Consider the following 6,245-nt stretch of genomic DNA (forward strand, 5'->3'; position numbering starts at 1 on the left):
TCAGGCCGCCCGCGTCACGACCACGGGCGTGGTTCCGGGCTGCCCGCCCGTCGCATGCTCGATCGGCGGCCTGTTCAGCCGCTTTCCGGCATGGGTCAACGCGGTCTTCTCAAGGATCTCGTCAGCCCAGTCGATGACGATGACATTGTCCTTCATCATCAGCGCGAGCAGGTTGAACTGGTTCCGAGCGTATAGCGCGCTGGCATCCTCGCCGAGCAGCGAAGGGACGTTGAGGGGCGCGACGATCGTCACGCGGCCGACCTTCACCGTCTTCCCAGGATCGGAGTCCTCGCAATTGCCGCCTCCCTCGGCCGAGATGCCGACGATGACCGAGCCTGCCTTCATGCCCGCGACCTGCGCGCTACTTACCAATCGGGGCGACGTCCGGCCGGGTATCGCTGCCGTGGTGATGACGAGATCGGCCTGCTGGATGATGGTAGTCAGCGCGGCATCGACCGTCGCCTGTTCCGCCGCGGTCAGCGGCCGCGCATAGCCACCCTTGCCGCGGGCATCGATGCCAGTTTCCAAGAACGTCGCGCCAAGCGAAAGTGCCTGTTCGCGGGTTTCGGGTCGGACATCATAGCCCTGGGTGATGGCACCGAGCCGATGGGCCGTTGCCAATGCTTCCAGCCCAGCTACACCCAGCCCCATCACGAGCACCTTTGCCGGTCCGACGACCCCGGCCGCCGTCGTGATTTTGGGCAGGATCCGGGCGAGATGCGTCGCGCCCAACTGGACCGCATAATAGCCCGCCAGCGCCGACTGGCTGGAGAGCGCATCCATTGACTGCGCCCGCGTGATACGCGGCACCGCCTCCATCGCGAAGCAGGTGATCTTGCGGTCGATCAGGCGCTGGACCAGCGCGGGCTGACGCTCGGCATAGATGAAGGATATAAGGACAGCGCCTTCCTTCATCGCGTCGATGACCTCGAGCGCGGGCGGCTGTACCGCGAGTACAACGTCCGCGTCGGCGACTAGCACGTCGCGATCCGCGACAATGGCCACATCCGGATAGGCCGCGTCGGAAAGGCTGGCAGACTCGCCTGCGCCGCTCTGCATGTGCACCCGGCCGCCGAGCTTGACGAGCTTGGCGACGAGGCCCGGCACCAGCGCTACCCGCCGTTCATGCGGCTGGGTCTCCTTGAGAACGGCAATATTGACGTACATATGGGCTCCAGTTCCGGGCAATTTATGGCGCGGATCGAAGTCAGGCGGGCGCCTGAAGATCGGCCGTGCGCACCAGCTTCTTATTGACGAAGGCCTGGATGCCCATGTCGCCGAGCTCGCGCCCGTAGCCCGAATTCTTGATCCCGCCGAAGGGGAGTTTTGCGTCGGACCAGCTGATGTTGTTGATGAACATCATGCCGGTATCGACCCGACTCGCGACCCGCTGGCCGCGCGCCGCATCCTTTGTGAAAACTGATCCGCCGAGGCCGAAGTCCGAATCATTGGCGAGCGCGACCGCGGCGTCCTCGTCCTTGACCCGGAACAGCATCGCGACCGGACCGAAGAACTCATCGCGGAAGGCGGGGTTTCCTGGCTCGACCCCGGTCAGAATGGTCGGCTGCATATAGGCGCCCGGCCGGTCGATCCGCTTGCCGCCCATGACCAGTTTGGCGCCATGCGCGACCGCGCCATCGACCTGCTTGAGCAGGTCGATCAGCGCGGACTCCGTCGACAGAGGACCGAGCGTTGTGCTGGCGTCCATGGGATCACCAGCCTTCAGCGCACTGAGCGCCGCCTTGAACTTCTCGAGAAAGGCGTCAGCCAGCGGTTCGACAACGATGAAGCGCTTGGCCGCGCAGCAGGTCTGGCCGGTATTATACATCCGCCCCCACACCGCCCATTTCACCGCGAAATCGAGATCGGCATCCTCGAGCACGATGAAGGCGTCGCTGCCGCCGAGTTCCATCGAGGAGGGCTTGAGATTCTGGCCGGCACGCGCGGCGATGCTGCGTCCGGCGGCCACGCTTCCGGTCAGCGCGACGCCCTTGATGCGGGGATCGTCGACCACCGCGTCGGACTGTGCGTGCGAGATCAGGAGGTTGGTGTAGAGTCCGGCCGGCGCGCCGGCATCGATCCACAATTTCTCGAAGGCGATCGCGCATTGCGGGACGCAGCCGGCGTGCTTCACCAGCAGCACGTTGCCCGCCATGAGATGTGGCCCGGCAACACGGGCGAGCTGGTAATAGGGGAAGTTCCAGGGTTCGACGCCGAAGATCATGCCGATTGGGCTGCTTTCCATATGTGCCGCACCGATCGTCGGCTCGAGTTTGACGGGCGCCAGGGAGCGCTCGGCATTCTCGGCATAATAAGTGAGGATGTTCGAGCTGAATTCGACTTCGCCGCGCGCCTCGTCGATGCGCTTGCCCATCTCCATCGTCATGGTGCGGGCGAATTCCTCGGCCCGGTCATGCAGGAGGGCGGCGGCTCTGGCGACGATCACGGCGCGATCGGCGTAGCTTGTGCTCTTCCAGCTCTGGAAGCATGTCGCGGCGATCGCGAGCTTCGCCTCCAGTTCGGCATCCGAAATCTCAGGGAATGACTGGATAAGCTTGCCGTCGGCAGGGTTGACGCTCTGATAGGTCATGGCGTGTCGTCCTTCATGATGGGGTGTAGGCTGCGGCTCACGCCGCGATGATGACCTTCAGCGCTCCGGTAGTGGCGGCGTTAGCGAAGGTCTCGTAAGCGTCGAGAATGTGGTCGAGCGTGAAATGGTGTGTGATCAGGCGGGTCGGATCGATCTTGCCGGCGCGCACGGTCTTGAGCAGCATCGGCGTACTGACCGTATCGACGAGCCGCGTGGTGATGGTGATGTTCCGGTCCCACAGGGTTTCGAGATGAAGATCGACCTTCTTGCCGTGGACACCGATGTTGGCGATGACCCCGCCGGGGGCCACGAGCTGCTCGCACAGTTCGAAAGTGGCCGGAATACCGACTGCTTCGATCGCGGTATCGACGCCGCGCCCTTCGGTCATCGCCATCAGCTGCTCGGCCGCCCTGCCGTCCCTGCTGTTGATCGTCGCGGTCGCCCCGAAGCGCTTGGCGATCTCCAGCCGGCCATAGTCTAGGTCGATCATGATGATATCGGCGGGTGAATAGAATTGCGCGGTGAGGAGTGCGGCCAGGCCGATCGGCCCTGACCCGACGATGGCAACGCTGCTGCCCGGCTGAACCTTGCCGTTCAATACGCCGCATTCGAACCCGGTCGGAAGAATATCGCTGAGCATCACCAGGGCTTCTTCATCGGCGCCTTCGGGAATCGGATAGAGGCTCGAATCGGCATGGGGAATGCGGACGAATTCGGCCTGCGTGCCATCGATGCTGTTACCAAGGATCCAGCCGCCGGTCGTGCAATGCGAATACATCTGCTTGCGGCAATAGACACAGCGCCCGCAGGCACTGACGCAGGAGATGAGGACGCTGTCGCCAGCCTTGAACGCCGTGACTGCGGACCCGACCGTGTCGATGACACCTACGCCCTCATGCCCCAAAATGCGGCCGGGCTTACAGGTCGCGACGTCGCCCTTGAGGATGTGAAGATCTGTGCCACAAATCGTGGTCTTCGTTACTCGGACGATGGCGTCGGTTGCGGCAATGATTTCGGGCTTGGGCCGGTCCTGAAGCGATTTCCGGTTCGGGCCTTCGTAAACGAGCGCTTTCATGATCGAATATCCAATTGTAAGACGATGGGCAATGGCCCCGCAGCCTGGCTGCCTTGAGACCATAAAAATGTTCGAGCGAGCGCCGGCTCGACGGGCAGGCCCCAACTATAGGAACCCCGAATTTCGGTCGGCAGGGTCGGAAACTACTCAACATTGAAGGTCGCGGGTCGCGACCCTTCGCGGTCGGTGCGACAGGATGTCGGTCTGCAGCGGCGCGGACCAAGCGAGCCCCCGCGTTGCGAAAGGTTCGGCCACATCGGCGTGAGTGTTTTCCGAGCCTTCGAAGCTCCGCTGCCGCTCGCTAATGAGCACGGCACAGTCTCACGGGCTCCAGCGGATAGCATATCGATCGTCCGGATCGGCCCCTGATCCCAAGGAGATGAAGAACATGAGCCGGCGATCGACGTATTCAACCGCCTCAACCGTGCTGGCGCTGGCGCTGGCCGTACCAGTCGTGGTTGCGGCGCAACCAGGGCAAGGCGGCGGCCAGGATCATGGCGAACGCCGACCCGACCAAGGCGCCGGCCAGGCGAACCACCAGCCTGCTGAGCGCTCGCAAGGCCCTACGCAGCAATCCCGTGGAGCGAACGAAGGCCGCGGGCCCACGCGAAGCGTCGCTCCGGCAGCGCAGAGGATGGAAGAACCCGGCCGATCGTCGGTCGGGAGTCCGTCTCAAGGGAACAGGCGGGCACGGCGCTCCGATAACGTCGTTCAGCAACAGCCAGCAAGATCTGGTCCGGTTGAAACGCAGCGCAATCCCGCACGCCAGCGACCGGCGGCAGCGATGACGACACCGTCGCGGCCGTCGGCGCGCTCGCCGAGCGTGCAGAAACTGAGGCGGAACGTACAGGTTCAACGCCACTATCGCGCGGGCCAATACCAGATGCCTCGCGGCTATTCCCAACGCCGCTGGAGCTATGGCGAGCGTCTGCCGTCCAGCTACTACGCGCGCAATTACTGGATCAGCAATTTCCTGCTCTATTCGCTGTTTGCGCCGCCTTCGGGTTTTGTGTGGGTGCGGGTCGGCAATGACGCGTTTCTGATCGACCGCTTTGATGGCGAGATCATCCAGGCGCGTTACAACGTCTTTTACTAAGGTGATCACTGATCGCCTCCGATTGCGAGGAGGCCGATGACGATGCCGAAGGCCAACACTATCATGGCCGCCCCGCTTGGCGAGACGGCCACGGTGTCGAATGCCGAGCCACCGTTTTGGTCGAAATCCGCCGAGGAAACCTGCACTGCGCTACATTGTAGCCGAGACGGTCTGAGCGCTGCTGAAGCGGTTGTCAGACTGGCCAAATACGGCGCCAATTCGGACGCACAAGGCAAGCGGATCGGGGCCGCCCGCGCCATCGCGCGGCGCCTGCTGGAACCTTTGTCGCTGATCTTGCTGGTCGCGGCCATCGTTTCGGCCGGGACTGGCGACATGATCGGCGGCTCGATCATCGCGGTGATCCTTGTCGTCTCGATCGGTCTCGATACGCTGCAGGAGGGGCATGCCGCGCACGCCGCAGAAATCCTGCGCCAGTCGGTCGCGCTGACCGCGGAGGTCAGGCGCGACAGCGCGTATCTCCAGGTGCCAGTGGATCAGGTCGTCCCCGGCGATCTTATCCGGGTACGCGCCGGCGATATCATCCCGGCAGACGCCCTCGTCATCGAGAGCACAGCATTTGCCGCCAATGAAGCGGCGCTTACCGGCGAGCCCTATCCCGTCGAAAAGCGACCCGGACCCGCTGCCGGTCGCTCCGCGAGCGAGGCGACGGGCGCGCTATTTCGCGGCGCGGTCGCCCAGACCGGCGAAGCCAGCGCTCTGGTGGTCAATACCGGGCGCGCGACGATTTTCGGTGCAGCGGCAGCCGCCCTCGGCCAACCCGCCGAGACATCGCCCTTTGAGAAGGATCTGCGCGCCTATGGGCTGCTTACCGCGCGCCTAACCATGGCGCTCGTACTGGTGGTGCTGGCGACGAGCGTATTTTTCGGGCGGCCAGTGCTACAATCTTTGTTGTTTGCCGTCGCGCTCGCGGTCGGACTCACACCCGAATTGCTCCCGATGATCACGACGGTGACCCTCTCGCGCGGCGCGATCCGGATGGCGAGACGCAAAGTGATCGTGAAGCGATTGGCCTCGATCCATGATCTCGGCGCCATGACCGTGCTGTGCACCGACAAGACCGGGACGCTCACCTCAGCCGAGATCACGCTCGCGCGCAGCATCGCCTTTTCCGGCGGCGACGATCCCCGTCCCGCACGTCTTGCCGCGATTGCCGCGATCCTGGGTGGTGATCGCGGCGCGCTCGATGCCGCGCTCATCGCCGCCAACCCGCATGCAACGGGCGGCTGGACGCTGCTCGGACGGCACCCGTTCGACTTCACCCGTCGTCTGGGATCCCTGCTCGCCAAGGGTCCCGAAGGCGAGGCCTTGATCATCAAGGGCGCACCCGAGGCGATCGTGGCTCTGTGCACGTCGCTTCGCGACGAAAAGGCGCCCATAGTCATGGGCGATGCCGAACGCGCGACCGTGCTCGCGCTGGTCCATAGCCTTGCCGAAAAGGACGGACTTCGCACGATCGCCGTGGC

Annotated in this window: 6 protein-coding genes; 2 read left to right on the top strand and 4 right to left on the bottom strand. The window is 64.0% G+C overall.

All coding sequences use genetic code 11. The annotated features are described in order from the left end of the window. The 4 genes from Q0R02_RS05010 to Q0R02_RS05025 form a co-directional block, all read right to left on the bottom strand. Entirely contained in the window at positions 1-1,167 is a 1,167-nt protein-coding gene (locus Q0R02_RS05010) for an NAD(P) transhydrogenase subunit alpha (RefSeq protein WP_293881352.1), read from the bottom strand. A 40-nt stretch (positions 1,168-1,207) separates the two neighbouring features. Next, the gene (locus Q0R02_RS05015; RefSeq protein ID WP_293881354.1) at positions 1,208-2,590 is read right to left on the bottom strand and encodes an NAD-dependent succinate-semialdehyde dehydrogenase; all 1,383 of its coding nucleotides are present in this window, start codon (positions 2,588-2,590) and stop codon (positions 1,208-1,210) included. A gap of 37 nt (positions 2,591-2,627) precedes the next feature. After that, on the bottom strand, positions 2,628-3,665 hold the full coding sequence (locus tag Q0R02_RS05020) for a zinc-dependent alcohol dehydrogenase family protein (protein ID WP_293881356.1): 1,038 nt from the start codon (positions 3,663-3,665) through the stop codon (positions 2,628-2,630). Between the two features lie 418 nt (positions 3,666-4,083). After that, positions 4,084-4,239: a hypothetical protein gene (locus Q0R02_RS05025; RefSeq protein ID WP_293881358.1), complete on the bottom strand. Its 156-nt coding sequence runs from the start codon at positions 4,237-4,239 to the stop codon at positions 4,084-4,086. Positions 4,240-4,449: 210 nt separating this feature from the next. Here Q0R02_RS05025 and Q0R02_RS05030 point away from each other — a divergent pair, with 210 nt between their 5' ends. Beyond that, positions 4,450-4,761, top strand: coding sequence for an RcnB family protein (locus tag Q0R02_RS05030; RefSeq protein ID WP_293881360.1), 312 nt, complete (start codon positions 4,450-4,452; stop codon positions 4,759-4,761). A 36-nt stretch (positions 4,762-4,797) separates the two neighbouring features. Further along, positions 4,798-6,245 (top strand): HAD-IC family P-type ATPase (locus Q0R02_RS05035; RefSeq protein ID WP_293881362.1); only part of this gene is annotated, 1,448 nt, incomplete at its 3' end.

Source organism: Sphingomonas sp. (assembly GCF_025353885.1).
GTDB lineage: Bacteria > Pseudomonadota > Alphaproteobacteria > Sphingomonadales > Sphingomonadaceae > Sphingomonas_O.